This window comes from Coprococcus sp. RTP31081st1_H1_RTP31081_211007 (assembly GCF_040227275.1).
Classification (GTDB): domain Bacteria; phylum Bacillota; class Clostridia; order Lachnospirales; family Lachnospiraceae; genus Coprococcus; species Coprococcus aceti.
Genome location: NZ_JBEHVP010000005.1, coordinates 228,376 through 254,329, shown reverse-complemented (window position 1 = coordinate 254,329; position 25,954 = coordinate 228,376). Strand labels below are relative to the sequence as shown.

The 25,954-nt window shown below is 44.2% G+C and carries 22 protein-coding genes, 6 tRNA genes and 1 rRNA gene; all 29 read left to right on the top strand.

Annotated elements, in window-relative coordinates:
- Nucleotides 1-138: ribosomal RNA gene (locus ABUA31_RS10150) — 23S ribosomal RNA — on the top strand; the annotation flags it as partial.
- Nucleotides 139-284: 146 nt separating this feature from the next.
- Nucleotides 285-356: transfer RNA gene (locus ABUA31_RS10145), tRNA-Asn, on the top strand.
- A gap of 16 nt (nucleotides 357-372) precedes the next feature.
- Nucleotides 373-444 (top strand) — tRNA-Glu (locus ABUA31_RS10140).
- Nucleotides 445-460: 16 nt separating this feature from the next.
- A tRNA-Thr gene (locus ABUA31_RS10135) sits at nucleotides 461-533 on the top strand.
- A 37-nt stretch (nucleotides 534-570) separates the two neighbouring features.
- Nucleotides 571-652 (top strand) — tRNA-Tyr (locus ABUA31_RS10130).
- A 14-nt stretch (nucleotides 653-666) separates the two neighbouring features.
- Nucleotides 667-740, top strand: a tRNA-Met gene (locus ABUA31_RS10125).
- A gap of 11 nt (nucleotides 741-751) precedes the next feature.
- Nucleotides 752-824: transfer RNA gene (locus ABUA31_RS10120), tRNA-Phe, on the top strand.
- 115 nt (nucleotides 825-939) lie between these two features.
- On the top strand, nucleotides 940-1,119 hold the full coding sequence (locus ABUA31_RS10115; protein WP_015533982.1) for a DUF951 domain-containing protein: 180 nt from the start codon (nucleotides 940-942) through the stop codon (nucleotides 1,117-1,119).
- 984 nt (nucleotides 1,120-2,103) lie between these two features.
- The gene (locus ABUA31_RS10110; RefSeq protein WP_022216147.1) at nucleotides 2,104-3,774 is read left to right on the top strand and encodes a Na+/H+ antiporter NhaC family protein; all 1,671 of its coding nucleotides are present in this window, start codon (nucleotides 2,104-2,106) and stop codon (nucleotides 3,772-3,774) included.
- Between the two features lie 283 nt (nucleotides 3,775-4,057).
- Nucleotides 4,058-5,047, top strand: a complete 990-nt coding sequence (locus tag ABUA31_RS10105) for an AAA family ATPase (protein WP_015533980.1) — start codon at nucleotides 4,058-4,060, stop codon at nucleotides 5,045-5,047.
- A gap of 16 nt (nucleotides 5,048-5,063) precedes the next feature.
- Nucleotides 5,064-5,954 carry a DUF58 domain-containing protein gene (locus ABUA31_RS10100; protein WP_022216145.1) on the top strand — a complete coding sequence of 297 codons (891 nt, stop codon included), beginning with the start codon at nucleotides 5,064-5,066 and terminating at the stop codon, nucleotides 5,952-5,954.
- A 45-nt stretch (nucleotides 5,955-5,999) separates the two neighbouring features.
- Nucleotides 6,000-6,476 (top strand): hypothetical protein, encoded by a 477-nt coding sequence (locus ABUA31_RS10095; RefSeq protein WP_055147058.1) that lies wholly within the window; start codon nucleotides 6,000-6,002, stop codon nucleotides 6,474-6,476.
- On the top strand, nucleotides 6,467-7,498 hold the full coding sequence (locus ABUA31_RS10090; protein ID WP_022216143.1) for a vWA domain-containing protein: 1,032 nt from the start codon (nucleotides 6,467-6,469) through the stop codon (nucleotides 7,496-7,498). The genes ABUA31_RS10095 and ABUA31_RS10090 overlap by 10 nt, the downstream gene beginning before the upstream one ends.
- A gap of 19 nt (nucleotides 7,499-7,517) precedes the next feature.
- Nucleotides 7,518-8,465, top strand: a complete 948-nt coding sequence (locus ABUA31_RS10085) for a vWA domain-containing protein (RefSeq protein ID WP_015533976.1) — start codon at nucleotides 7,518-7,520, stop codon at nucleotides 8,463-8,465.
- Nucleotides 8,462-9,205, top strand: a complete 744-nt coding sequence (locus ABUA31_RS10080; RefSeq protein WP_022216142.1) for a tetratricopeptide repeat protein — start codon at nucleotides 8,462-8,464, stop codon at nucleotides 9,203-9,205. Before ABUA31_RS10085 ends, ABUA31_RS10080 begins: the two co-directional genes overlap by 4 nt.
- Nucleotides 9,206-9,329: 124 nt before the next feature.
- The gene (locus ABUA31_RS10075) at nucleotides 9,330-9,761 is read left to right on the top strand and encodes a hypothetical protein (RefSeq protein ID WP_015533974.1); all 432 of its coding nucleotides are present in this window, start codon (nucleotides 9,330-9,332) and stop codon (nucleotides 9,759-9,761) included.
- Between the two features lie 2 nt (nucleotides 9,762-9,763).
- Nucleotides 9,764-10,786: a hypothetical protein gene (locus tag ABUA31_RS10070; protein WP_022216141.1), complete on the top strand. Its 1,023-nt coding sequence runs from the start codon at nucleotides 9,764-9,766 to the stop codon at nucleotides 10,784-10,786.
- 91 nt (nucleotides 10,787-10,877) lie between these two features.
- Complete coding sequence (gene cdaA / locus ABUA31_RS10065) at nucleotides 10,878-11,801, top strand: diadenylate cyclase CdaA (protein WP_055147046.1); 924 nt, start codon at nucleotides 10,878-10,880, stop codon at nucleotides 11,799-11,801.
- The gene (locus ABUA31_RS10060; RefSeq protein WP_022216139.1) at nucleotides 11,791-13,050 is read left to right on the top strand and encodes a CdaR family protein; all 1,260 of its coding nucleotides are present in this window, start codon (nucleotides 11,791-11,793) and stop codon (nucleotides 13,048-13,050) included. The genes cdaA and ABUA31_RS10060 overlap by 11 nt, the downstream gene beginning before the upstream one ends.
- Nucleotides 13,051-13,073: 23 nt before the next feature.
- On the top strand, nucleotides 13,074-13,796 hold the full coding sequence (locus ABUA31_RS10055) for an NAD-dependent protein deacylase (protein ID WP_022216138.1): 723 nt from the start codon (nucleotides 13,074-13,076) through the stop codon (nucleotides 13,794-13,796).
- A 65-nt stretch (nucleotides 13,797-13,861) separates the two neighbouring features.
- Nucleotides 13,862-15,310, top strand: coding sequence for a glycoside hydrolase family 1 protein (locus ABUA31_RS10050; RefSeq protein ID WP_055223249.1), 1,449 nt, complete (start codon nucleotides 13,862-13,864; stop codon nucleotides 15,308-15,310).
- Between the two features lie 207 nt (nucleotides 15,311-15,517).
- Complete coding sequence (locus tag ABUA31_RS10045) at nucleotides 15,518-16,966, top strand: LPXTG cell wall anchor domain-containing protein (RefSeq protein WP_055223250.1); 1,449 nt, start codon at nucleotides 15,518-15,520, stop codon at nucleotides 16,964-16,966.
- Nucleotides 16,967-17,096: 130 nt separating this feature from the next.
- Complete coding sequence (clpB, locus tag ABUA31_RS10040; protein WP_055147037.1) at nucleotides 17,097-19,673, top strand: ATP-dependent chaperone ClpB; 2,577 nt, start codon at nucleotides 17,097-17,099, stop codon at nucleotides 19,671-19,673.
- Nucleotides 19,674-19,819: 146 nt separating this feature from the next.
- Nucleotides 19,820-20,761, top strand: a complete 942-nt coding sequence (locus tag ABUA31_RS10035) for a hypothetical protein (RefSeq protein ID WP_055147034.1) — start codon at nucleotides 19,820-19,822, stop codon at nucleotides 20,759-20,761.
- A gap of 25 nt (nucleotides 20,762-20,786) precedes the next feature.
- Nucleotides 20,787-21,749, top strand: coding sequence for a glycosyltransferase family 2 protein (locus tag ABUA31_RS10030; RefSeq protein WP_055147031.1), 963 nt, complete (start codon nucleotides 20,787-20,789; stop codon nucleotides 21,747-21,749).
- A 46-nt stretch (nucleotides 21,750-21,795) separates the two neighbouring features.
- Nucleotides 21,796-23,031, top strand: coding sequence for a serine hydroxymethyltransferase (gene glyA / locus ABUA31_RS10025; RefSeq protein ID WP_015533968.1), 1,236 nt, complete (start codon nucleotides 21,796-21,798; stop codon nucleotides 23,029-23,031).
- Nucleotides 23,032-23,128: 97 nt separating this feature from the next.
- Nucleotides 23,129-24,103 (top strand): LCP family protein, encoded by a 975-nt coding sequence (locus ABUA31_RS10020; RefSeq protein ID WP_158576563.1) that lies wholly within the window; start codon nucleotides 23,129-23,131, stop codon nucleotides 24,101-24,103.
- Between the two features lie 7 nt (nucleotides 24,104-24,110).
- Nucleotides 24,111-25,073 carry a class B sortase gene (gene srtB, locus ABUA31_RS10015; protein ID WP_055147022.1) on the top strand — a complete coding sequence of 321 codons (963 nt, stop codon included), beginning with the start codon at nucleotides 24,111-24,113 and terminating at the stop codon, nucleotides 25,071-25,073.
- A gap of 104 nt (nucleotides 25,074-25,177) precedes the next feature.
- Nucleotides 25,178-25,801, top strand: coding sequence for a hypothetical protein (locus tag ABUA31_RS10010; RefSeq protein ID WP_015533966.1), 624 nt, complete (start codon nucleotides 25,178-25,180; stop codon nucleotides 25,799-25,801).
- Nucleotides 25,802-25,954: the final 153 nt, after the last annotated feature.

Here is a 25,954-nt window from a genome sequence, read left to right as displayed (position 1 = left end):
AGCGTGAAGCCCCCCTCAAGATAAGATATCCCATCTTCGGAGTAAGACCCCTTGAAGACTACAAGGTTGATAGGCTTCAGGTGTAAGTGTGGTAACGCACTCAGCTGAGAAGTACTAATAGGTCGAGGACTTATCCTTAGAGGTTTCTAAGAGATAAGCTTTAGAAGATACCTCTTTCTGTGTGAAATTCTGAAGGTACAAGTTAAAAAAATATAAAAAACACTTGCATTTTCAAGTCAAATGTGTTAACATTGACAAAGACGCCGTGGTTTACCAGGTGATATTCCTCGATAGCTCAATGGTAGAGCACTCGGCTGTTAACCGAGGGGTTGTAGGTTCGAGCCCTACTCGGGGAGCTGCTTTTGAAAACCTGGCCCCATGGTCAAGCGGTTAAGACATCGCCCTTTCACGGCGGTAACACGGGTTCAAATCCCGTTGGGGTCATTTGACAATTAAATATGCCGATGTGGCTCAATTGGCAGAGCAGCTGATTTGTAATCAGCAGGTTATCGGTTCGAGTCCGATCATCGGCTTTTTGCTTAAAGCAAGAAGTTGCCAAAAGCAATAAATGGGTGGATTCCCGAGTGGCCAAAGGGGACAGACTGTAAATCTGCTGCGTAATGCTTCGATGGTTCGAATCCATCTCCGCCCATTTTATTTTTTTGCCGCGGGGTGGAGCAGTCTGGAAGCTCGTCGGGCTCATAACCCGAAGGTCATAGGTTCAAATCCTGTCCCCGCTATTTTTATGTAAGCCCAGATAGCTCAGTTGGTAGAGCAGAGGACTGAAAATCCTCGTGTCGCTGGTTCGATTCCAGCTTTGGGCACTAGATGAAAAGCTGAAACTTTTATGAGTTTCAGCTTTTATTTGTTTATGCGGGCAAAGCCCTCCAAAACGTACAGTATGTATATTTATAGGATTCCGAAGGAGGAGATATCAGAATGGTATTTGAGGTTGGACAGGTTATAAAGATGAAGAAGGCGCATCCTTGTGGAACGAATTCCTGGGAGATACTCAGAGTAGGAATGGATTTCAGACTCAGATGTACTGGCTGTGATCATCAGGTCATGGTGCCCAGAAAATTGGTGGAGAAGAACTTCAAGGGATTTATTGAAGAATAAAAAAGAAGCAGGATCATGATTAGGCGATTATGATTCTGCTTCTTTTTTTATATAAAGTTTTTTGTGAGCCGATTGAGTATAACTCATATATTAGCTTTACTCTCTTTAAGGGAGGAGCGCAGCCGTCAAGCGGCTGCGCCAATTAAGGGATTGGGGGGTGTAGTCATTTCTGACTACAAAAAAGGGAGTAAATAACAAAAAATAGTAAATTGTCAAATTTCAGTGTAAGCTGTCAACGCTTTCTGTTGTTTTTCTGTATCTCTTGCTTACAAGTTGATAATATGATAAATGGATCAGGATTGCAATAGCATTTGGCTCATTTAGGTTATAATGCCATATTTGTTGGCGATTTTGACTGTTTTTGACTACTTTTGCATGTATAATCGTAAAAAATCATCTAATGTAACATAACGCAACGATATTGCGCAAGTTGCACACAGGCAAGTTGCGCAATACAGAAGAGATATATAATAATAAAAGAGCAGAATCACGATTAGGCGATCATGCTTCTGCTCTTTTTATTTATATAAGATTTTTTGTGAGCTGATATTGAATATATCATAACCTTTGATTACTCACCTTTAAGGGAGGGACGCAGCCGCTTGACGGCTGCGTCAATTAAGGGATTGGGGGGTGTAGTCATTTCTGACTACGAAAAAAGGGAGTAAAAACAAAAAATAGTAAATTGTCAAATTCCAGTGTAAGCTGAAGATGTTTCTGCTGTTCTTGTATCTCTTGCTTACAAGCTGATAATATGACATAAATGTTATTTATGCAATAGCATTTGATTGTTTTCCGTCATATTCACATATTCATAATAAATTTTGACTGTTTTTGACTGAAAAGGAATAAATCAGACATTTGCACTATTCAAATGGCATGCTTATGTGATATAACTTTACTTATATGACGTGATAATACATTATTCCACAGATGAATTATCACAGATAATATGCATACGAAAAAAGATCAGGGAGGATCAAGATGAAGAGTAGCAAGAAAAATCTTATTGCCATTGCCGTGGTAATTCTCATTATTGCGGTTCTCGGAATTCTGTCTATATATGTAGATAAGATTCCATCGCCATCGACATATGCGACATTCTGGGCACTTGTACCATCGGTTGTCGCTATCACGCTGGCACTTATAACGAAGGAGGTTTACAGTTCACTGTTTATAGGAATTGTAATAGGAAGTGTGTTTGCCTCCGGATTCAGTTTTACGGGCAGTATATCGAATGTACTGCAGGATGGACTGATCGCACAGCTTTCAGATTCATATAATGTAGGTATACTGATATTCCTTGTCATTCTTGGAACCATAGTTGCACTTATGAACAAGGCAGGTGGATCCAAGGCATTTGGTGACTGGGCAGCTACCCATATCAAGACCAGACAGGGCGCGCAGCTCTGCACAGTTCTTCTGGGAGTTCTGATATTTATCGATGACTATTTTAACTGCCTCACAGTCGGCAGTGTTATGAAGCCTGTAACTGATAAACACAGGATATCAAGGGCGAAGTTTGCATATGTTATAGATGCAACAGCGGCACCTATATGTATCATAGCCCCTGTATCATCATGGGCTGCAGCCGTCAGTGGATTTGTAAAGGGTGAGGATGGCTTTGGTCTGTTTATAAAAGCCATACCATATAACTATTATTCATTCCTCACACTTGCGATGATGATCGCAATGATCGTTATGAAGGTTGAGTTTGGTTCCATGGAGAAGCATGAGCTCAATGCCCTGAAGGGAGATCTTCTCTCAATGGGAGATGGCAAGAAGACTGTCACAGCAGAGGAGACTGATGTGGTCAACAGCAACGGCAAGGTAGTTGATCTTATAATACCTATCATATGTCTTGTTATCTGCTGCATTATAGGAATGATCTACACAGGTGGATTCTTCAGCGGTGTAAGCTTTGTAGAGGCATTCTCAAACAGTGATGCATCTGTTGGACTTGCAATTGGAAGCTTGTTCGGACTGCTTATTACAATTCTTCTGTATGTGATAAGAGGAGTCCTGGATTTTGGTAAATGTATGGAGGCTATACCAGAGGGCTTTAAGGCAATGGTACCGGCTATACTGATCCTTACATTCGCATGGACGCTCAAGGGAACTACCGATATGATGGGTGCAAAGGATTTTGTACAGACAGCAATGACATCTGCATCGGGAAGTCTGTTTAGTTTCCTTCCTGCGGTTATATTTATAGTTGGATGTCTCATGGCGTTTGCAACAGGAACATCATGGGGAACATTTGGAATACTTATCCCTATTGTGTGTGCAGTATTTGAGGGTAAGAATAATGAGCTTATGATCATAGCGATATCAGCATGTATGGCTGGAGCTGTGTGTGGAGATCACTGCTCACCTATATCAGATACCACTATCATGGCATCAGCAGGAGCGCAGTGTAACCATGTAAATCATGTGGCAACACAGCTTCCATATGCGATAACAGCGGCTATCATGTCATTCGTGTCATATGCTATAGTTGGACCGCTTACATACCATCTGCATGTTAAGTGGTTTATCATGCTTCCGATATTCATAGCAATGATGGTTCTTCTGATATTTGTACTCAGGGTCATCAAGCGCAGGAATCCTGCAAGTTATGTGAATGCGGATACTAGAGTAGCGGATGCGGAGTAGGCAGATCAAATTGTAAATAAAAGGTATATTTAACGAAAAAAATAGTTGACTTATGATGGAACATAAGTTAATATGTGAGAGTAGAGTTTTCATTTATTTGAATCCTCTCTCCCCTCATTATGGTGACCAGGTACCCCCTGGTCACTTTTTTGTTTATATGGACAAAATATAGCATGGGCACTTTATATTTGTTAACTTGAGCAATCACATGTAAAGGTATATTCTATATACCATAGATGCCGGGGAGACAGACATCATAATAAATAAAGGAAAGAGAGTAGTTATGCAGGATAACAGAGAGATAACAAATGAAGAAGTCCAGAAGGCTTCGGAGATAATCAACAATTTGCTGAGTTACTATAACAGTAAGGTTGTGGGACAGCCTTATCTGGGATATTCACTTCTGGTTGCAATGATGACAAACGGTCATGTGCTTCTGGAATCCGTTCCAGGACTTGCCAAGACCACTGCTGCCAGGGTTATGACAGAGGCGGTTAATGGATCATTTTCAAGGATCCAGTGTACACCGGATCTTATACCGAGCGACATAATTGGAACCCAGATGTACAACATGGCGACCAATACATTTGAGGATAAGATAGGTCCGGTTTATTCGAACTTTGTACTACTCGATGAGATAAACAGGTCCAGTGCGAAGACACAGAGTGCCATGCTGGAGGCGATGCAGGAGAGAGAAGTCAGTATAGGAGGAAAGACATATAAGCTGCCGGAGGTGTTCGTGGTAATAGCGACCCAGAATCCGATCGAATCTGAGGGTACGTATGTGCTGTCAGAGGCACAGCTTGACAGATTCCTTCTCAAGGAGACTGTGACATATCCAAGCGCAAGGGATGAGATGGAGATACTCAACAGAGTGGAGGCAGGAGTTTTTTCAGACGTGAAGTCCGTTGCCAGCGTTGACGATGTGGTGTATCTTCAGAAGCTGTGCAAGAGGATTTATATAGATCCGGCGATAAAGAAATATATAGTTGATATAGTTCAGGCAACCAGAATGACGGATAAGATACTTGCACCTGAGCTTGCACAGTATGTTGCCATGGGTGCGAGCACAAGAGCGGCTATTGCGTTCATGGAGGTAGCAAAGGCAATCGCACTTATAAATGGGAGAAGATATTGTGTTCCTGATGATGTGAAAGCACTCAGATATTCAGTCCTGAGACACAGGATCATGCTTACATTTGCCGCTGTTGCGGAAGACGTGAAGATTGAGAAGATTATAGATGCCATAATAGGTTCGGTTAAGACGCCGTAGGGGAAGACAGTTAATTATGAAGATGACATATATATCCAGAATACAGGGAAATATGAAGGGATATAAGACCATATATACTACCAAGGCAACGTCGAGGATAATCGATGGTTCGTACAATTCCATCTATAAGGGCAGGAGTATGAACTTTGATGAGCTCAGGGAGTATGTCGTTGGCGATGATATCAAGGACATGGACTGGAAAGCATCTGCCAGGAGCCAGAAGCTTCTGGTCAGACAGTATATCGCCGAGAAGAAGCATAATATAATGCTGGTGATGGATGCCGGAAAACGTATGCTTGGATATGCCAATGATGTTCAGGAGAAGAGTGACGTTGCACTTATGGCGGCAGGAACCCTGGCATATATGGTGTGTGACAATGGTGATTATGTGAGCGCTACTTATGTTTCAGACAGGGGCGTGGAGCACTATCCGTTTAAGACAGGCTTTGCAAATGTCGAAAATATTCTTGCGGGTTACCACAGGAACGTTACCATGACTAATGACTCGGATACGGGGGATGCGCTGAGCTTCATTGCGAGGAATTTCAGGAGGAGAATGATCATACTTGTGGTGACGGACACCAGAGGTATCCTGAATATGTCGGAGGCAACTGTAAAGCAGTTAAAGGTACTGCATGATATACTGCTTATAAATGTTGAGGATGCCGGGATGAACGGTAAGAATGTATATGACATATCCGGTGACACATATATTCCTGAATTTTTTACCAGGGACATGAAGCTGGCAAAGAAAGAAGAGAGGAAAAGGCAGGAGCTTTCAAGTGCCTGTGACGACAAGCTTAAGAAACTTGGTATTTCGTACCTGACGGTCAGGTCTTCTGACAGCATGGATGAAAAGATAGTAGAGCTGCTCAACAAGCACAAGACTGAGAGCTCTGGAAAGTAGTTAAATGGGCTGATGCCCGGAGATAAGAGGAAGAAGATATAAGATATGGAAAGTTCAGTGAATTTGCAGGAGCCGCTTTCGTATGTGGTATGGCCGATCGTGCTGACCGGAGCGATAACAGCCGCAGTGCTGTTGTTCTTTGGTGTCTGCTGGTATCTGGGAAGACGTAGAAAAATGGCGGCGGAGCTGCCGAAGGTGGTGAAGCCTGCGCCTATGGATATGGGTAGAGTGAAGGCCAGATATCTGTCAGAACTGGCGGATATTGCGGGACAGTATGATCAGGGAAAACTTGATGTAAGAGGTGCATATCAGCGTATGAGCCGTTGTATCAGGGGATTTGTTCATGCTGCAACCGGCATAAGGGTTCAGAATTATACTCTGTATGATATAGAAAGATTAAACATGCCGGAGCTGTACTATCTTGTGGCTGAGTATTATGCGCCGGAATTTGCAAGAAAGTCCGATGGTGATGTGAGGGCTTCCCTTGAGAAGACAAGGAGTTTGATTGAGAGATGGCAATAAAATATCATATTGTTCTATATGCAGGCCTGGCTATTGCGCTGTTTATGCTGGTATTTGTGTTTGTGAAATACAAAAAGACAAAGAAATATGCCGGAGGAAAAAAGATCGCAGGGCTCATATGCCAGGAAGATGAGGCATATTTCAGGAAAAGAAAAATATTATATAAGACCGGGCTTACAGCCACGCTCATATGCTGCGTACTGGTTGTCGTATCGGCATTCCTGCTCATGGCAAAACCATACACGAGCAGGCGTATGCAGGATGAAAAGTATTGCAGGGACATCATTCTGTGTATCGACATATCAACATCCGTGGATTATCTCAACGAGAATCTGCTGGACAAGCTGAAGAAAACAGTTGATGAGCTTCAGGGCGAACGTTTTGGAATCGTGATATTTAACACAAGTCCGGTGCTGCTTACTCCGCTCACGGATGATTATGAGTATGTGAAGGATCAGCTTGATCTGATCGCACAGTGTCTGAAGAGCAGAAATGAAGTGAATCTGGACGATGCATTTTCATCGGGGTACGACTGGATATATTATCAGGCATATATATCATCTGGAACTCTGATTGGAAATGAGCAGAGGGGAAGCTCACTTATAGGGGACGGCCTTGCTGCTGCGGCAATCGATTTTTCGGATGCTGACAAGGAGAGGACAAAGGTGGTAATATTCTCCACTGACAATGATATACAGGGAACACCGGTGGCAACTCTGGATGAGGCGGCCGATATATGTGTTTCAAACAATGTCACGGTGTATGGAGTTGGAACAAAGGAGATGACACCGGAAAACAAGGAGTCCATGAAGAATGCGGTGGAGAAGACCGGTGGTAAATTCTATCTTGAGGAGGAATCCGGATCATTTGGAGAGATAGTATCATCGATAGAAAAGCTGAGTAAGAATCTGGTCAAGGTGAGGATGGTGGATGTTGAGACACCTGAGCTGTTATATCCATTTGTATTGATGCTGGTTCTGTTTGCAGGAATGCTAGGACTTGGCCGCTGGCTCAAATTATAAGACGTTACAGGAGAGAATTATGAGAATAGATCCAATTATACCAATCTGGCTTATGCTCATATTGTGCGTTGGCATGGCGTTCCTGAAAAGGCGGAAGAGAAGCGCATATATAAGGCAGATAGCTGCCATCATACTGATATTTCTCATCAATCTGAGGATCATGGTCCCAAGCAGCAACGTGGAGACAAGTGTCCGGAAGCTTGACACATATGTGCTGTTCGTTGTGGATGACACCATAAGCATGCTGGCTCAGGATTATGCTGGGGATACAGAGAGGCTGACGGCGGTGAAGAAAGACTGCGAGCACATAGTTGATGAGATGGACGGTGCTAAATTTGCAGTCATAACTTTCAATAATAGTGCAAATCTGATATCGCCATATTCGGATGATTCAAATTTTGCAAAAAGTGTTTTGGATTCAATATATCCGCTGGATTCGCTATATGCCAGGGGGTCGTCCATGAATGTCTGCATAGATGTGATGACGGATACCCTTAAGCGTGCAAAGGAGAAAAATGATGGAAATGTGGTCGTGTTCTTTATAAGCGATGGTGAAATAACCAACGACGACAGACTCAAGTCATTTGACGGGGCGAAAAAATATATTGATGGAGGCGCAGTGTTGGGGTACGGCACAAAGGAAGGCGGTAACATGTATGTGAAATCATATTACGATGACCGGAAGGAGCTGCTTGAGGACACATCGGACTACCCGTATAAACCAGCGGTGTCGAAGATCGATGAGGATAATCTGAAAAAGATTGCCGATGATCTGGGCGTCGACTATATAAATATGAACGATGGTTCTGCGCTGGATAAGGTTGTGGAGAAGTCACGGGGAACCGCTGAGTCAACGGATAAGGGTAAGACCATAGGATATGTGGATATATATTATCTGTTTGCAGCATTATTTGCAGGACTTGTTGTATATGAATTTTTTGATATGAGAAAGAAAGTCATAAAATGAAAAACAGATCAGGAATAATAAAGATCGTTGCTGCAGTGACCGGAGCTGTCAGCCTGCTGTGTATGGCGGTGCTTCTGGTGAATTATCTGTGCAATGAGCATTTTATAAGTGAATACAAAAAGGGACAATATGTGGACAGCACAGTGAACGCCGTGCTTGGCTTTACTCAGCCACATATATACCATTATAATCTTGGTGATGTATATTACAGTCAGGGAGATTACGAGGGCGCCGAGCAGGAGTTTCGTAAGGCACTTGAAAAGAAGCCGGGTGGTGAGTCCGACTGTAAGACAAGGGTCAACCTTGCGCTGTCCATAGTGAAGCAGATAGATCCTGAGGGTGTTACCAAAGAGAATCTGGATGAGGTGATAGACATACTTGAGGGGGCAAAGGACATTCTCATAGAGAATGACTGCGCTCATAGGGATGATGAGGATGGACATTACGAGGATGCACAGACTCTGAAGGATGAGATAGATGCCTTTGAGGAACAGCTCAGGAAGCAGACGGAGGAACAGGATCAGAAAGGTGATCAGGATCCAAATGACCAGAAGGATCAGGGCAGTGACGATGAAAACGAAGAGGATACACAGGAGCCTCAGTCTTCTGATAAGGAATCGGAGATACGAAAGCAGCTCGATGCCATCCAGGGAGACAGTCTTGAGCAACGAAATCAGGAGATGGATGCATACGAGACATACAAAAATGAACATGATTACTACGGCGGACGCACTTGGTGATCATACATTAATAGACATTAAATTCTAAATATAAAACTTGCGCAATATTAAGACGCGGGGTATAATACTGCTAGTTATGGTCATTTGTGGAAAAGTGACCAGAATAAGGAGATAGAATCGAGCAATGGTAAATGAAGAAAAGGTCATTCTAATGACGAAGATCGCCATGTACAAGGAGTCGCTTGGGCGTGAGGATCTCGAAAAGGGTAAATATTTTCAAAGTGACTATGTGAAGCTTAACTGTCTTAAGACAATTGTTTCATCTACGGTGCTGTTTGTAGTTTTTGCCGCAGCTTACATATACTATAATCTTGCAGATATAGTTGAGAAGCTCACAGAGCTTGACTATGTGAAGGTGGCGAGCAGCATTGTGGGCGGCTATGCAGTGGTGTGTATTGCATTTGCGCTTTTCGCGTGGGTCTTATATACATACAGATATATGAAGGCAAAGCCAAAACTCATAAAGTATAACCAGAATCTTAAGAAACTGATAGAATTTTATGAGAACGAGGACGGAACACGCCGTTCTGTCAAAAAAAAGAGGAGGGCTAACTGATAATGTCAACACTTCTGGATTTCCGCGATGGAGTAAAGAATTTTTGTAGTAAGTATGATAAATTTGTTTCACCACTGTGTAAGTTTATACTGGCACTTGTTGTGTTCTGGTCAATAAACCATCTTACAGGATATAACAGCACGATAAGCAGTATCGTAGTGGTCCTGGCAGCAGCTTTTGTGTGTGCGTTCCTTTCAGGCCAGCTCACACTTGCCATTGCAGGACTGTACGCATGTGCCCAGGTTGCCAGCGCAAGTCTGGAGCTTGGAATCTCATTTGTTGTCATATTTGTGATAATGTATTGTGTATATATAAGATTTTTCCCTAAGGCATCATGGATCATTCTGTTTATGCCATTCTTTTACATTATAAAGTTCCAGTATTTCATGCCGATCCTGGCTGGAATGACAGCTGGATTCACAGGAATGGTTCCTGCAGCATTTGGCTGTATATTCTACTTCTTCCTGAAGCATACTGCTGATTACGTTGCTTTAAGCTCAAGTTCAGCAGAGGGTGATCTGATAGAGGGATACAAGTATATTTTCCAGCATCTGGTGCAGGATAAGACACTTCTGCTCACCATAATAGTGTTTGCAGTTGTTATAGTTCTTACATACATAATATATAGAATGTCATTTGCATATTCATGGTACGTTGCCATCATCACAGGCGGTGTGGTAGAGATCATACTGTTCCTGGTTGGAACTTTGTCCATGGAAGTTGAGGTATCCCTTGCGGGGGCTCTGCTTGGATGCATACTGGCGATACTGGTGGCCATAGTGGTTCAGTTCTTCAAGATAGTTGTGGACTACTCAAGTGTTGAGAATACACAGTTTGAGGACGATGACTACTACTACTATGTAAAGGCTGTGCCAAAGGTCATGGGTGGTGCCCAGAGAAAGGCAGCCAGAAGAGAGCAGCCATCGCCAAGACCACAGCAGAAGAGGTCGACTTCGTCCGGATCAGGCGCACAGAGAAGCCGGTCTGCGGCAAAGGAAGATTCTGTTACAGGATCAACAAGATAGATACATTGAAAAGAGCTTACATGTGAGTGACCTGACTTTTGTCAGGTCACATTAATTATACGGAGTATTTATATACCGAAAGGAGGATGAAATGGATAAGATATCAACGTTTATATCAACGTATTTTGATTGGTTTTATATAACAGTTCCAGGCACAGTAGATATAATAGAGATACTTATTTTGTCATTCTTTATATACAGGATCATGTTGTGGTTCAAGCAGAGCAGAGCATGGACTCTTCTGAAGGGTATAGTTATGATCGTGCTCTTCACTGCCATTGCGGCGGTGTTCCAGTTCAATACGATCTTATATCTGCTTAAGAATGCATTCAGTGTGGGAATAATAGCGGTGGTGATCCTGTTCCAGCCGGAGTTCAGACGAGGACTTGAACAGCTTGGAAGAAAGAAGCTGATCAATTACATTATACGAGATGGCGAGGATGATGGTGTTATATCGGAGAAAACGATATATGAGCTTGTGAAGACGGCCCAGGTCCTGTCTGCAAACCGTACCGGTGCACTCATAGTCATTGAGAATGAAGTTGCACTGGGCGAGTATATTGATACGGGAATACCGATCGATGCGGTCGTGACTAACCAGTTACTTCTCAATATATTTGAGCACAACACACCGCTTCATGATGGTGCGGTGATCATAAGAAAGAACAGGGTAGTTTCTGCCACATGTTATCTGCCACTGTCTGCAAATGACTCCATCAACAAGGAGCTTGGAACACGACACAGAGCCGGTATAGGTATCAGTGAGGTGTCAGACAGTATGACTCTTATCGTATCTGAGGAGACAGGTTCAATATCCATTGCACAGGGAGGCGAGCTCTTCAGGAATCTGGACAGCGAGGGCGTGAGAAGGCATCTTCAGACGCTGTGCAAGGAGTATAATGGAAGAAAGAGCCACAGGTCTTCAGGTGCCCGTCCGGTTAAGCGGAGAAAGAGAGTCGTTGTGGAGAATAAGAATAAAGCTTCCAGAAAGGAGGCTGATGAGAATGAAAAATAACAGCGCAGAGCCTAAGAAAAAGGCAAATAAGATATACAGCAATATAGGTCTTAAGCTTCTGTCGGTTGTGCTTGGATTTCTGGTGTGGCTTCTTGTACTGAACATCGATGATTCAGCCGTGACAAGGACCATAAGGGACATTCCGGTCAATCTGGTAAATACTGACGCCATAACAAGTCAGAATCAGTTGTACACGATAACTTCAGGTGATACCGTGGATATAGTCGTCAAAGGACGTAAATCACTTATAAGCGATCTTGATGCGTCGGATTTCAAGGCTGTAGCGGATATGTCAAAGATATCCATAACAAATGCGGTGCCTATCACTGTAACTGCGAACAGCACCAACATAGCTAAAAAGGTCAGCATAACTGTTGTGGACAACGTGCTGTCAGTTGAACTTGAGGACGAGAAGTCAGTGTCAGTTCCTGTGTCCGTGGTGACAACAGGCGAGGTTGCTTCCGGATATACGGTTGGTAACAGTGTGGCAGCTCCAAACCTCATAACGATAAAGGGTGCTGCAAGTATAGTTTCGAGCATAGATCGTGCAGAGGTGACAGTTGATGTGACCAGTGCAAAGGATGATATAACGACAAACTGTACGCCTGTATTTGTAACCGCTGATGGTGAGAAGATATCAGACAAGTCGATATCCTACGATGAGATATCGATAGCAGTCACAGTTCCGGTATACAAGACTAAGAATATACCTGTTCATGTGGATGTCACAGGAGATCCTGCGGATGGATATCTTGTATCAGATATAACATATGTACCGGAGACCGTTGATATAGGTGGAGACGCATCGATAATAAAGGATATAACAAGCCTTGATATAACGGATGTTGATGTGAGCGGATGTACAGCAGATGTTGAGACGACACTTGATGTATCAAAGTATCTTCCAGAGGGTGTGGTCGTGACAAAGGAGAGCGCATACATCAATGTGAAGATAGCGATCGAGAAATCAGTTACAAGAAATATAACGGTGACCACAGGGGATATCATCCTGAGGGGCAAGCAGAGTGGATACAGCTATGAGATGAGCATGGGTGATAGCAATACGATAACCGTGAGTGGAATCTCAAGTGCGGTGTCCAAGGTATCGGCCAAGAGCCTGAAGCTGTCCATAGATGCTTCCAAGCTCTCATATGGCGATAATACGATCACGCTCAGTGTCCCTGATGGAGATAAGTACACCGTGGTAAATACGTGTACAGTTATGGTAAAGGTTACTGAGACACAGTAGTCATTGTCTGGAGGTGTATGTATATGGATACAGAAAAGTTGAATGAGCTGAGACAGATCATAGAAGATTCGGATAATATCGTTTTCTTTGGCGGTGCAGGAGTATCGACGGAGAGCGGTATACCAGATTTTAGAAGTGTGGATGGACTGTATAATCAGAAGTATAAGTATCCGCCGGAAACTATAATCAGCCACAGCTTTTACAGACGTAACCCGGAGGAATTTTACAGATTCTATAAGGACAAGATGATATTTGCTGATGCAAAGCCGAACAAGGCTCATATAAAGCTGGCGGAGCTTGAGAAACAGGGAAAGCTCAAAGCGGTGATAACGCAGAATATCGACGGACTTCACCAGATGGCAGGTAGCAGGAATGTCATAGAGCTCCATGGTTCTGTTCATAGAAATTACTGTGAGAAATGCCATGCTTTCTATGACCTGGATTATATAGTCAATTCGGATGGTGTGCCTAAGTGTGAAAAGTGCGGAGGCACTGTAAAACCGGATGTGGTGCTGTATGAGGAGGCACTTGATGAGGACAATATGTCGAGGGCACTCCAGTATATATCCGAGGCGGATACGATGATAATCGGTGGTACATCGCTTGTTGTGTATCCGGCAGCAGGACTTATCAGATATTTCAGGGGGCGGAAACTGGTGGTTATAAATATGTCCCCGACACAGTCGGACAGCAATGCAGATCTTCTGATAGCGGATAAGATAGGAGATGTGCTGGGCAGTCTGTAGCATATGACGACAAAGGCATGTTGAAGGCATGCTATACAGATTCTATATAGTATGGAGGACGGTTTATGTATTTTGACAGATCAAATGGCTTCCCGAAAGATTTCCTGTGGGGCAGTGCGTCTGCTGCATATCAGATAGAGGGAGCGTGGAATGAGGATGGCAAAGGCCCATCCAACTGGGATCAGTTCGTAAGGATCCCGGGAAAAACATTTAAGGCTACGACAGGTGATAAGGCGGTTGACCATTACCACAGATACAAGGAAGATGTGGCACTTATGGCGGAGATGGGACTTAAGACTTACAGGTTCTCAATATCCTGGCCAAGGATCATACCTGATGGCAATGGCGAGATAAATGAAAAGGGCTTACAGTTCTATGATGACCTGATCAATGAACTGGTTAAGTATGGAATTGTTCCTATGGTAACAGTGTACCACTGGGATATGCCACAGGCACTTGAGGAGCAGTATCACGGATGGGAGAGCAGACGAATAGTCGATGATTTCGTCAGATACGCAAAGGTTCTGTTTGAGAGATACAGTGACAGGGTAAAGCACTGGATAATCATGAATGAGCAGAATGTATTTACAGGTCTTGGCTGGAATGCAGGAATGCACCCACCAGGAAAGGTTGATGACCAGAAGATGTTCTATCAGGTAAACCATCATGCATTTATGGCACACGCCAAGAGCGTTATTGCACTCAAGGAGATCTGCCCGGATGCTAAGGTCGGTTCATCCTTCGCATACACACCGTCATACGCATTTGACAGAAAGCCTGAAAATGCGATGGCGAAGATGGATTATGATGATCTGAACAACTTCTACTGGATGGATATGTATGCCTATGGTCGTTATCCAAGGGCTGCCGCTGCTTACCTCAAGAGCAAGAATCTAACTCCGGTTATGGAGGACGGTGACGAGGATATCCTCAGGAAGGCTGCAGGTCTCATAGATTTCATGGGTGTAAACTATTATCAGTCATGCGTTGTCGAGCACAACCCGATAAACGGAGTGGGAACGACTCACGAGATGAACACGACCGGCAAGAAGGGCACGGCAAAGGTTCAGGGTGTTCCGGGACTTTACAAGAATCCTGCAAATGAATTCCTTCCTACGACAGACTGGGATTGGACCATCGATCCGATGGGACTTCGCATGTGCTGCAGACAGATCACTTCAAGATACGACCTTCCGATCGTAATATCTGAGAATGGTCTTGGTGCATTTGACAAGTTCGAGGATGGGGAGATCCATGATCCGTACAGGATAGATTACCTGAAACATCACATAGAGGAGCTCAAGAAAGCGTGTGATGATGGCTGCCGTGTCCTGGCATACTGCACATGGTCTTACACAGATCTTCTCAGCTGGCTCAACGGATATCAGAAGAGATACGGATTTGTGTATGTGGACAGAGAAGAGGACGAGAACAGTGGAACTTTGAACAGATACAAGAAGGATTCTTATTATTGGTACAAACATGTTATAGAGACCAATGGTGAGGAGCTGTGATAATAGAATAATATCATAACAGGGAGAACCGGCATTTGAGTGCTGGTTCTTTTTCGTACTAAAGTTATGCATTTAGTCATTTAATTTTAAAAACTAGCCGTTTGGCTAGTTTACTAAAAAACTCAGTGTATTATAATTATTTGTTATGTTGATGGCAATATCTGGCAGTAACTGCCAGGGATTAAAGACAGGAGGAAAGGGATAATTATGAAATCAAAGAAATTGGTAACTGGGTTGATTATGGCATGTATATTTGCTGTAGTGATTATTGCGGGAAAGAACTCTGTGAAGGTGCAGGCCGCGGATGGGGATGTGGCAATTGTGACGGATGGCAATGGCGATGAGATCGGATCATATGCTACACTGGCTGATGCATTTGCAGCCGCACAGAATGGCTATACAATATGTATAATTAGTGATATATATGATCCTTCGGCTTCTATAGGATACAATGATGGTGAACATAATAAACATATCATTATAGATCTCAACGGTAAAAGTGTCACTTTGCAGATGATGAATTTTGATTATTCGTTATACGTGAAAAACGGAACATTAAATTGCGGTATCACAAATGGAAGTGTTGGATTTACTAATGCTATGCTGACTTTGTCAAATGTCAAATTCATTACGGATAGTATCAACTGGATGACAAAAGATGGAATCTGTCTGAATAATGGCTCAAATGTGACGCTCAACGGTTCACAGTGTTGGTTTGAAAAACTTGAGATGGATACAGACTGTGTATTTACGGTACAGAACAGTGACGGACTTAGCAACTTTGGGCATATTGCAGATGGATTTGACGGTGTGAAGGAGTTTGTACCAGAGGGACTTTCTGTAGAAGGAACGACAATCATTGATGATGAGACAGGAGCCAAGGCTAAGGATTTTATTCTCCGTTACCGCAGCTTGTCGGATGGTGCAGATGTCGCTGTCAGCATTGCTCCAAAATCGTATGTGTACGATGGAAAAGAAAAGAAACCTGCGGTTACGGTTTCTTATGGCGGAAAGACTCTGACAGAGGGAAAAAGTTACTCATGTGTATATGCGGATAATATTGATGCGGGAACAGCTACAGTTACTATCAAGGGTGAGAATACCATGCACGGACAGATCGTGGAAGAGTTCACAATAGATAAGGCAAAGCAGAAGGCACCTACAGGTTTGGTCGCAACGGCAGAGACTGTGGATGGGAAAAATGATGGTCAGATATCTAATCTGAAGACGTCAATGGAATATAGTGTCGACAAGAAAAAATGGTTGGATTGTGAAAGCACGGTACTTAAGAAACTTGCAGATGGAAATTATTATGTGAGATATAAGGAGACCAAAAATTATTATGCATCTCCTGCTGCAAAGGTAGTGGTAAAGAAGGGGAATGTACCAGCAACAAATGAACCGACTACAAATGAACCTTCAACTGAAAAACCAACGTCAAGTGAGCAGACGACAGAGAAGGTAACAACAGAGAGACAGACAACCGATGAGAAAACTAACGTGACCTCAACAGAGAATACAACTGTAGCAGACTCAAAAAAGGGGTCAGGTGTACCAAATACCGGAGATGACGGAAATGTGGCATTGATGCTCATAGTCATGATGGCATGTTTATTAGGGGCTGCCGGGGTGGTAGTTTACCATAGAGAGAAATAATTTAAAATAATAAAAAAATGTTAGCACTCAGTGTTGACGAGTGCTAACGAGTGTGTTATATTATCATCAGACAGGGAAGTGATATTAAGGTATCAGTTCCCTGAAAGTTTAGTTTAGGAGGTAAACAGCTATGGAGATGGATAAATACACACGTAAATCGTTGGAAGTTGTAGAGAAAGCAAAAGAAAAAGCTCTGGAGTACGACAATCAGGAACTTACGCAGATGCACCTTTTGGCTGGCTTGCTTGAGATAGATGACAGTTTGATAGCCAAGATATTTGAGAAGATGGGCGTGAATGTTACTGGTGCCGTGAATGCGGTGGAGGATAAGCTGGCAAGGTTGCCGAAGGTCAGCGGTGGCAATATGTATGCCGGAAATAACTTCTCAAAGGCTCTCATCCAGGCAGAGAAGGAAGCAAAGCAGATGGGCGACACATATGTGTCTGTTGAGCATTTGTTCCTCGGCATGGTGGATAAGGCTGATTCGGATATCAAGGAGCTTCTTAAAGGCTGGGGAGTTAGCAGGAATGCATTCCTCAAGGAGCTGGCAGAAATCAGAGGTAACCACAAGGTGGACAGTGATGATCCGGAGAGCTCATATGAGGCTATGGAGAAGTTCGGATATGATCTGGTCGAGAGGGCAAGACAGCAGAAACTTGACCCGGTAATAGGACGTGACGCTGAGATACGAAATGTGATCAGGATCCTGTCAAGGAAGACAAAGAACAATCCGGTGCTTATCGGTGAGCCTGGTGTAGGTAAGACTGCGGTTGTAGAGGGACTTGCACAGAGGATACTCAGAGGTGATGTACCAGAGGGACTTAAGAACAAGAAGATATTTGCACTTGATATGGGAGCTCTTGTGGCTGGTGCCAAGTACAGAGGTGAATTTGAAGAGAGACTTAAGAATGTCCTTGATGAGGTTAAGAAGTCTGAGGGTGAAGTGATTATGTTCATCGATGAGCTTCACACTATCGTCGGAGCAGGCAAGACTGATGGTGCAATGGATGCGGGAAACATGCTTAAGCCTATGCTCGCCAGAGGTGAGCTGCACTGTATAGGTGCCACAACACTGAACGAGTACAGACAGTATATAGAGAAGGATGCGGCTCTTGAGAGACGTTTCCAGCCGGTTATGGTGGATGAGCCAACCGTTGAAGATACAATATCTATCCTTCGAGGAATCAAGGAGAGGTACGAGGTGTTCCATGGAGTTAAGATATCAGATGGTGCCCTTGTAAGTGCAGCGGTTCTTTCCAACAGATATATAACAGACAGATTCCTGCCGGATAAGGCAATAGATCTTGTTGACGAGGCGTGTGCCATGATCAAGACAGAGCTTGATTCAATGCCTGTTGAAGTGGATGAGATCACACGTAAGATAATGCAGCTGGAGATTGAGGAGACAGCCCTTAAGAAGGAGGAGGATAATCTGTCAAAGCAGAGACTGGCAGACCTTCAGGCTGAACTGGCAGAACTCAAGGATCAGGCAAATTCCCTGAAAGCAAAGTGGGAGAATGAAAAGGCTGCAGTTGAGAAGATAAGAACACTCAAGGAAGAGATGGAGCAGGTCAAGGCCGATATACAGGCTGCTCAGAGAAACTATGACCTGAACAAGGCAGCAGAGCTTCAGTATGGTAAGCTTCCTGCTATCCAGAAGGAACTTGCAGAGGCTGAGTCTACAGCTTCAGATAAGGAGAGGGAGCTCGTACATGAGGTGGTTTCAGAGGACGAGATATCCAAGATCGTATCCAAGTGGACGGGAATACCTGTTGCAAAACTTACGGAGAGTGAAAAGAGTAAAACTCTTAATCTTGCCAGTGAACTTAAGAAGAGAGTTGTAGGTCAGGATGAGGCTGTTGAGTATGTCAGCGATGCGATCATCAGATCAAAAGCAGGAATAAAGGATCCTAGCAAGCCAATCGGTTCATTTATATTCCTTGGACCAACCGGTGTAGGTAAGACAGAGCTTGCAAAGAGTCTTGCTGCGGCGCTGTTTGACAATGAGCAGAACATGGTCCGTATCGATATGAGTGAATACATGGAAAAGCACAGTGTGTCAAGACTTATAGGAGCGCCTCCGGGATATGTAGGTTATGATGAAGGCGGTCAGCTGACAGAGGCTGTTCGTAGAAAGCCATATTCGGTTGTCCTCTTTGATGAGATAGAGAAGGCACATCCGGATGTGTTCAATGTGCTCCTTCAGGTGCTTGATGATGGACGTATCACGGATTCTCAGGGCAGAACTGTGGACTTCAAGAATACGATCATTATCATGACATCAAATATCGGTGGTGCAGATATTGCAGCTGCCGGCGGAGAGATCACAGATGAACTGAAGAATGACGTAATGGCTCAGCTTAAGAGCAGATTCAGACCTGAGTTCCTGAACCGTATTGATGAGATCATTACATTCAGGGCACTGTCCAAGGACAACATCAGTGGTATCGTTGATCTTCTCATGGCAGATCTCAACAGCAGACTGGCAGACAGGGAGATCACTATCAAACTTACGGAGAGTGCAAAGCAGCACATCATCGATCAGGGATATGATCAGGTGTATGGTGCAAGACCGCTCAAGAGATATCTGCAGAAGAATGTGGAGACGCTTGTTGCCAGGATGATACTTGCGGGCAGCGTGAGCACACAGTCAGCCATAGTCATCGATTATGATGGAACGGCTCTTGTGGCAGGAAATGAGAGATAAAATAATACAGGTCATACAGAGAAGGGCACAGGGGTAATACTCCTGTGCCCTTCTCTGTATTCACAAAAAATGAAATTAATGGTATAATTGGCGCTGATGAAAAATGTTCGGTATATTATTTGAAATTTACATGAGGAGGGCAGGGAGTGAGTACAGAGAATGTCAGCTTAAAAAAGATAGATCTTGGCGATTATGTTTTTCTGGCGAGACCATGCGTGGCTGTTTCGGAGGAGGCTGTGAAGCATTTGGCAGAAAGGGCCGTGCAGGGAAAACTGGAATTTATCGGAGTGTTTGATGACAGAATGGATGACAGTGTCCAGCGGGAAGTGGTTATGAGCTTGGCATCGTCTCCTGAGATATCGATAGCGATACGGCATGTGTGCGCGGGGCTTTACAGCAGAAGCTTTCTGGACACATACTGCGACGGAGTGGAGGCACATCAGCAGGGGCTGTTTCCTGATCTGTATATATTGTGGATGGCATTTGTACATGCTGATAGGGCGATGTTTGCAGCCTGTGACATGTGTGACAGAGTTGAGATAGACACAGTGTGGATAGACGATGTGGATGCGGCGTACACGGTCAATATAACCTACGACCGCATAAAGGATCATCTCATGCAGGACTGGTCTGTGTGGGAGAAGTGGAAGGGATATTACACTCTTCAGAGATGGAGATGTTACTACGAGATGCTTCACTGGATGACAGAGGATGCGGGCTGGCAGTTTGCTGAGCGTATGGCTGTTGATTTCCACAGGAGCATGGAACTTGATGAGCTTGACCAGGAGCTGTTCAGCCAGGAGGAGAAGACAGGGCTTTATGTTCTTGCTAAGGATCCGGGATTTCTCAAGAGATATTATCTCGGCAAGGTAGTCTACAGCAAAAAGATATTTGACCTTAACAATGAACTGGGGCGACGCGCTGAAGAGCTGGATGCGAGTCACAGAGAAAATGATGAACTCAGAAGAGAGATGGAAGCTCAGCGGATCAACTATGAGACATCAACCACTTTCCGTGTGGGCAAGGCTGTGATGTTTGTTCCGGTGACACTGAAGAAGGCTGTAAAGAAGCTTTTGCATAGAAACTAACAGATGAGATGGAGGGGGTGTATCAGTGATTGATGTATCGATTGTGTTGACAGTATACAATGCGGAGAGTTACATAGAGGGATGTCTGGACATGATAACCGGACAGACCCTTAGAAATATACAGATAATATGCGTTGACGATGGATCCACCGATAATTCGTCGCAGATCATAGAACAGTATGCGCAGAAGGATGACAGGATCGTACTTATAAGAGAGAAGAATGCCGGAGCGGGTGCGGCAAGAAACCGTGGAATGCAGGAGGCAACAGGAAAATATATACTGTTTCTCGACTGCGACGATTTCTACGAGCCTGAGATGGTAGAGAAGGCTTTCCGCAGAGCCGAGGAGGAGCAGGCGGAGATAGTCATCTACAAATCAGACCAGTACAACATGGATACTGAGGAGTATGTATATGAGAAGTGGGCCATGATAGAGTGGGCACTTCCACCGTATGAGCCGTTTAACCGCAGACAGATATCCACAAATATATTCAGAGCATTTGTGGGATGGGCGTGGGATAAGCTGTATCTCAGGGAATTTGTGATGAAGAATGATCTGAAATTTCAGGAGCAGAGAACCACAAATGATGCGCTGTTCGTGTTCAGCGCGCTGGTGCTGGCTGAGCGCATATGTACAGTAAGTGAGATACTCATCCACAGAAGAGTGGATACCCGGGATTCGCTGTCCAAGACCAGAGAGAAGTCGTGGGATAACTTCTATCACATGCTGCTGGCACTCAGACAGATGCTGAAGGATCACGGTCTGTACACAGAGATAGAGAAGGACTATATAAATTACGCTCTTCACTTCAGCCTGTGGAACTACAACACGCTGGCGGAGCCGACAAAGACAAAGCTCAGAGAGAAGCTTCTCGGCGAATGGTATGACGAGCTTGGAATATCCGCAAGACCTGAGGAATATTTTTATAATGAGTACGAGTATGGCCAGTACAAGGACATGTTAAATTTTACTGTTGAAAAACAGTGATATATATGAGTATAATAGGAACAAATTTTTGATGGAGGTAAATTCGATGTTCAGTTTTGACGAGATAACAAAGGTAGATCCAGAAGTAGCGGCAGCAATGACAGACGAGTTCAACAGACAGAATAACAATCTGGAGCTCATAGCTTCCGAGAATATCGTATCAAAGGCGGTTATGGCAGCCATGGGCAGCCATCTCACCAACAAGTATGCAGAGGGATATCCTGGTAAGAGATATTACGGTGGATGTCAGTATGTGGATGTTGTTGAGGACCTTGCGAGAGAGAGAGCCAAGGAGCTGTTTGGCTGTGAGTATGTGAATGTACAGCCACACTCAGGAGCACAGGCAAACATGGCAGTATTCTTCGCAATACTTAATCCTGGCGATACATTTATGGGAATGAATCTTGATCACGGCGGACATCTCACCCACGGTTCACCGGTCAACATGTCTGGAAAGTATTTCCACTGCGTGCCATACGGTGTAAACGATGACGGATTTATAGATTATGACAGAGTTCTCGAGATCGCAAAGGAGTGCAAGCCAAAGCTTATCGTAGCAGGAGCTTCAGCATATGCCAGAGCTATTGATTTCAAGAGATTCAGAGAGATCGCTGATGAGGTTGGAGCATATCTCATGGTAGATATGGCACACATCGCCGGACTTGTGGCAGCAGGACTTCACATGAGCCCAATCCCATATGCCCATGTGACAACAACCACAACGCACAAGACTCTCCGCGGACCTCGTGGTGGTATGATCATGTGCAGCAACGAGATAAATGAGAAGTTTAATTTCAACAAGGCCGTATTCCCTGGAATCCAGGGCGGTCCTCTCATGCATGTGATAGCCGGTAAGGCAGTATGCTTCAAGGAGGCTCTTACACCTGAGTTCAAGGCATATCAGGAGCAGGTTGTCAAGAATGCGGCAGCACTTGCAAAGGCACTCATGGCAAGAGGCTTTGATATTGTATCAGGCGGAACAGACAATCATCTGATGCTCATGGATCTCAAAAGACTTGGACTTACAGGTAAGGAAGTTGAGAAGCTTCTTGACGAGGTTCATATCACAGCAAACAAGAACACTGTTCCAAACGACCCTAAGTCACCATTTGTAACAAGTGGAATAAGACTTGGTACACCAGCCGTTACCACAAGAGGTGCAAATGAGGCTGACATGGAGATCATAGCAGACGCCATAAAGGCAGCAGTCCTTGACAATGATAAGGCAAAGGCTGAGCAGCTTGTAAAGAGTATTGTAGAGAAGTATCCACTGTATGCATAATCGATAAGAAATATTGATGCATTGCAGTACGTCAGGCATATAAGATAAGAACAAGAGCGGCACGGAAGTTTCCGTGCCGCTTTTTGAGAACATGAACATGAAAAGTAACAGTAAAGTTAAGAAAAAATTACTCATAGCAGCCGTGGCTGTTCTGGCTATAGTTGTGGCGGTGATCCTGGTATGTGCGGCATATCTTCATGCGGGCAGAAGCTCCCTCAGAGGACAAAGATCCAGGGATGCTGAAATGCTGTATGAAGGTCACAGCTACATGTATGATGAAGACAACATTAATATACTGTGTATCGGTGTGGATGCCAGAGGAGAGGCTGACACCGTGGGACAGGGGGATGCCCTGATACTTGTCACACTCAATGTCAGGGACAAGACGATAAGATGCCTGAATATCAACAGGGATACTCTGGCACCTGTCAAGGTATTTGGTGTTGCGGGCAAATATATCACGACCCAGAATCTTCAGGCAGCACTGGCATTTTCATATGGCAGTGATGTGGCTGACGGTGCGGAACTCACGGAATATACGGTATCAGAACTGCTTGACGGACTTCCGATACATGCATATGTGACGCTTGACTTTGATGGGATCAGCAAGATGAACGAGCTTGTCGGAGGAGTGACGGTGAAAGCCATGGAGGATCTGGACAGAGCAGATATACGCCAGGGCGAGACAGTGACACTGTCGGGGGAGCAGGCGGTATATTATGTGACGGAGCGCAACAGTGCCTCGGAGGATATAGGAACAAATGCCGCCCGTATGGACAGGCAGAAGCAGTACATGTGTGCATGGTGCGGCCTGCTAAAGGAAAAGCTTAAGAGAAATCCCCTGAAGATATGGGATATGTATGAACAGATGTCGGGATATATATCAACAGACATATCCAGAACCGGGATGCTGTATCTGGCGTGGAAATTTGCCGGGGCGGAGTTTACTGATGACGGAATGTATGAGTTCCCGGGTTCATATGAGAGAGAGAATTATTATGATGAATATATTGTTGACGATGCGGCGTTAAAGGAGCAGCTTGTCGAAATGTTCTACAGAGAAGTGGAGTAATGCCTGTATGCAGAACGATGATAGACAGGAAGAATTAGAAAGAAAAATTGCAGAGGCGGTGGCGCTCGCGCAATCCGTTGTCGAGGACAATGAGCGGGAAAGTCACGCAGAAAATGGAAATACCGACAGCCCTGAGATAGAGGCAGTGATGACCGAACCGGGAGGAGAGCGTAAGAAGCTCTTATGGAAGGTGGTCTTGGGGGTATCATCGGTGGTTTTGCTGGTGTGCATCTGCCTGATCGTGAGATATGCGTTTGCACATAACCGGAGCAACCGTGCAAACCGGGCACTCAGGGAGTATGTGGATTATGGAACAGATGGAGCTACGGAGAGCGATGCCTCGTCCAAGCAGGATGCAGGAATTGATGATGTGATATTCCCGCATGTGAAGGTGGACTTTGATGAACTTCAGAAAAAGAATCAGGATATATGTGCGTGGATATACATACCTGGAACAGATGTCGATTATGCGGTACTGCAGGGCAGTGACAACAGCTATTATCTGAGCCATGATGCATATGGGGAGTACAGCCCTGATGGAGCAATCTTCATAGACTCTGCAAATTCCAGAGGATTTTCGGATTTTGATACGGTCATGTATGGACACAACATGTCCAGTGGAACTATGTTCAAGACTCTGCACAATTATGAGGATGAGGAATTCCTCAGAAACAACAGGAATGTGTATGTATACACACCGAACAGTACGCTGTGTTATACGGTGTTTGCTGCATACAGGACAAATGACAGACATATATTCACATACAATGATTTCTCTGACAAAAAAGGCAGACGGTCGTACATAGATGGAATATTTGACGAGAATTTTGATACTGGGGTTGTGCAAAATGACCAAAAAATAGATGTTGACAGCAGACTGCTGACTCTTTCTACATGTTGTGGAATGGATGGAAAAAGATGGATCGTGCAGTCGGTACTCACAGGGGAAATAGAAGCGGATGCCAGATAAAAAAGGGAGTTTTGCACAATTGACGCTCTCTTTTTATGATGGTATACTTTGGAACAAAGTATGATGTCAGGAGAAGGACATCAGGGAGACAAGGAGTGAAGGTTATGACAACAAGATTGGGGAAGGCAGCTTCATTTAAGAGAAAAGCGGCAGCCTGGCTTGCAGCGGTGGCGATAACATTAGGCTGCGGAACAACAGCATTTGCGAATAACAGCCCGGAGAATGATTATGAGACAGATTCGACACACATTCTCATATCCGAGGCGGATACAACTATAGCGGATATTGACAATCTCATGCTTGGAGATGCACCATCGGAGGTGCTTGGAGATAAATCATTGGATGGATATTCAACTCTTGCAGTGTTCTCAGTTACAGCGGTGAATGATTATGATTATTCTGAGATAGAGACGACAAAGATAAGAGGAGCAGCCATCACCAGTGATATGACAGTTCAGGTGAGATTTCTTCCGGATGACGGAGACTGGACCAAGATTCCATTCAGCGTAGAGAGCGGAGTTCTTCTGGCAGAATTCCCATCGGATGGACAGCTTGCAGTGTTTGTCAAGGATGACATAGATATACCGGATGATGATGATCCTCAGACTGCGGGTGTATCACAGGCAGGAAAGGCACCACAGACAGGAGACAGACTCCCAATATACATATTTACCGGAATCGTAGCGGCGGCACTTGTGGTTGTATCAGTGAGAAAGATAAGAAAATAATATATAGTGTATATAAAAAAGAACTTTTGCATATATATGTGCAAAAGTTCTTTTTTATGTTTAGAAAGTCAAGTGATTATTTCATAAAGCACATTGAATAACATATTGATTTTTGGTAAAATTGTATATAAATGGGGTTTCCAGACACTTATA

What these genes read in the sequence shown, in the direction of transcription:
- ABUA31_RS10055 (WP_022216138.1), top strand. Translation starts at nt 13,074, where the DNA reads ATGGATACAGAAAAGTTGAATGAGCTGAGACAGATCATAGAAGATTCG.
- ABUA31_RS10070 (WP_022216141.1), top strand. Translation starts at nt 9,764, where the DNA reads ATGTCAACACTTCTGGATTTCCGCGATGGAGTAAAGAATTTTTGTAGT.
- ABUA31_RS10100 (WP_022216145.1), top strand. Translation starts at nt 5,064, where the DNA reads ATGAAGATGACATATATATCCAGAATACAGGGAAATATGAAGGGATAT.
- ABUA31_RS10080 (WP_022216142.1), top strand. Translation starts at nt 8,462, where the DNA reads ATGAAAAACAGATCAGGAATAATAAAGATCGTTGCTGCAGTGACCGGA.
- ABUA31_RS10050 (WP_055223249.1), top strand. Translation starts at nt 13,862, where the DNA reads ATGTATTTTGACAGATCAAATGGCTTCCCGAAAGATTTCCTGTGGGGC.
- cdaA (WP_055147046.1), top strand. Translation starts at nt 10,878, where the DNA reads ATGGATAAGATATCAACGTTTATATCAACGTATTTTGATTGGTTTTAT.
- srtB (WP_055147022.1), top strand. Translation starts at nt 24,111, where the DNA reads ATGCAGAACGATGATAGACAGGAAGAATTAGAAAGAAAAATTGCAGAG.
- clpB (WP_055147037.1), top strand. Translation starts at nt 17,097, where the DNA reads ATGGAGATGGATAAATACACACGTAAATCGTTGGAAGTTGTAGAGAAA.
- ABUA31_RS10020 (WP_158576563.1), top strand. Translation starts at nt 23,129, where the DNA reads ATGAAAAGTAACAGTAAAGTTAAGAAAAAATTACTCATAGCAGCCGTG.
- ABUA31_RS10110 (WP_022216147.1), top strand. Translation starts at nt 2,104, where the DNA reads ATGAAGAGTAGCAAGAAAAATCTTATTGCCATTGCCGTGGTAATTCTC.
- ABUA31_RS10105 (WP_015533980.1), top strand. Translation starts at nt 4,058, where the DNA reads ATGCAGGATAACAGAGAGATAACAAATGAAGAAGTCCAGAAGGCTTCG.
- ABUA31_RS10045 (WP_055223250.1), top strand. Translation starts at nt 15,518, where the DNA reads ATGAAATCAAAGAAATTGGTAACTGGGTTGATTATGGCATGTATATTT.
- ABUA31_RS10075 (WP_015533974.1), top strand. Translation starts at nt 9,330, where the DNA reads ATGGTAAATGAAGAAAAGGTCATTCTAATGACGAAGATCGCCATGTAC.
- ABUA31_RS10085 (WP_015533976.1), top strand. Translation starts at nt 7,518, where the DNA reads ATGAGAATAGATCCAATTATACCAATCTGGCTTATGCTCATATTGTGC.
- glyA (WP_015533968.1), top strand. Translation starts at nt 21,796, where the DNA reads ATGTTCAGTTTTGACGAGATAACAAAGGTAGATCCAGAAGTAGCGGCA.
- ABUA31_RS10090 (WP_022216143.1), top strand. Translation starts at nt 6,467, where the DNA reads ATGGCAATAAAATATCATATTGTTCTATATGCAGGCCTGGCTATTGCG.
- ABUA31_RS10010 (WP_015533966.1), top strand. Translation starts at nt 25,178, where the DNA reads ATGACAACAAGATTGGGGAAGGCAGCTTCATTTAAGAGAAAAGCGGCA.
- ABUA31_RS10115 (WP_015533982.1), top strand. Translation starts at nt 940, where the DNA reads ATGGTATTTGAGGTTGGACAGGTTATAAAGATGAAGAAGGCGCATCCT.
- ABUA31_RS10060 (WP_022216139.1), top strand. Translation starts at nt 11,791, where the DNA reads ATGAAAAATAACAGCGCAGAGCCTAAGAAAAAGGCAAATAAGATATAC.
- ABUA31_RS10095 (WP_055147058.1), top strand. Translation starts at nt 6,000, where the DNA reads ATGGAAAGTTCAGTGAATTTGCAGGAGCCGCTTTCGTATGTGGTATGG.